The organism is Romboutsia sp., from assembly GCF_051659545.1.
Lineage (GTDB): Bacteria > Bacillota > Clostridia > Peptostreptococcales > Peptostreptococcaceae > JBOFOR01.
Genome location: NZ_JBOFOR010000287.1, coordinates 1 through 1,525 on the forward strand (window position 1 = coordinate 1; position 1,525 = coordinate 1,525).

1 protein-coding gene is annotated in these 1,525 nt (G+C 30.0%); it reads left to right on the top strand.

Annotation, left to right across the window (positions count from 1 at the left end; all coding sequences use genetic code 11):
* Window positions 1–25: 25 nt before the first annotated feature.
* On the top strand, window positions 26–1,525 hold a 1,500-nt coding region (locus tag ACRC03_RS17105; protein WP_438653811.1), incomplete at its 3' end, for a hypothetical protein.

Sequence of the window (1,525 nt, forward strand, 5' to 3'; positions counted from 1 at the left end):
GAAGAGTTTAGGTGGTGAGTTACCTATGGTAGATTGGAACAGTATGTCTGTTTCTTCTAAGCACAAAGAGAAGAGCGAAAAGATAATGACTGTAACAACTTATGATACAGCTATTGAATTATATAATGATGCCATAAAAAATGGGGGGTTTTTTAGTTCTGTAGGTGATGATTTAATGTCAACTTTTATACCTTTTGCAAACCTTGAAGAAACTAGAAAACTTAGTAAGATAAATGATAAATTAAAAGAAAACATTCCTCTTACTTTATTAGAAAAAGAATTTATCATAGCAAATAAAGAATTGCAAAAAGCAAAAAATTCTGGTATAAATGCAAATAGTACTTATGAATTAGGCACAAGTGTAAGAGGTTCTGCTGGTTTTATGGTAGATTTAGCTTTAACTAATAAAGCATTTCCTTTTGTAGGAATGTCTGGAGTAAATAAGCTAGCAACTGCAACTTCAAAAATACCTTGGTTTACTAAAGGTATTAATGCTGTAGGGAAAGAAGCTGCTTTGTCTGTATTATCTCCTTCTAATATAAATAAATCCTTAGAAAAACAAACAAGTTCATTACAAGTTATAACTGATGATAAAGGAAATGAAATTCCTTTAACTACAGCTTCACAAAAATATGCTCAAGTTAATTTATTAAGTAATAGCTTAAAGATATTAACTTCTGAGATTAATATTCTTAATAAAAAAGAAAGTTTAACAGATAAAGAAAAAGAAAAATTATCTTCTTTATATAGAAAAAGAGATATTGCAATTGATTCTGTAAACAGTTTAGTAGATGCTAATGGACAAATATTAAGACCTGAATATGGTGCTGTAGAATCTACTTTATATGCTATTACAGATACAGCTAAAGAAAGATTTTCAGAGAAGTTTGTTGGAGGTGCTGTAGATAATTTTATACCAGTATTAGGTAAAGCTATTTCAAAATATACTCCACAATTTATTAAAAAACCAGTTTCTGTAATGACAAAACCTTTTACTGCTGTTTCAGAAATAGTAGGAAAAGGGAGAAAAGCCTTAGATAAAGCTGTTTTTGGAGATGATATTGGTTTATTATCTAAAAATTTAATAGGTGGTTTTGGTTCTGCAAAAATATTACACAGTCTTCCAGCAGAGATGGTAGAAGAAATTTCTGTACAATTAGTACCAAATTGGACAGAAAATTACAAAGCACAATTAGAAGAACTTAGCAACCCTGACTTTTATGTACAAGTATTAGCTCAAACAGCTATTATGGGAGGGGCTTATGGAAGTGTAGGTGGTTTAGCAAATGCAACAGGATTATTGAATAAATCTTACAGGGATAAGATTAAAAACATTGAAAAAGAAAAACAAGGAATAAAAGATGAATATAAAAAAGTAGATTCTGAAATTATAGATGAACAACAAGCCCAAGATATTGCAATGAATACTAGAGGTACTCTTTTTTCTGTTGCTGACTATAATGGTAGAGTTGCACAACTGCGAGACCCAGAATATAAACCAAATGATGGCACTACTTTTGATAAA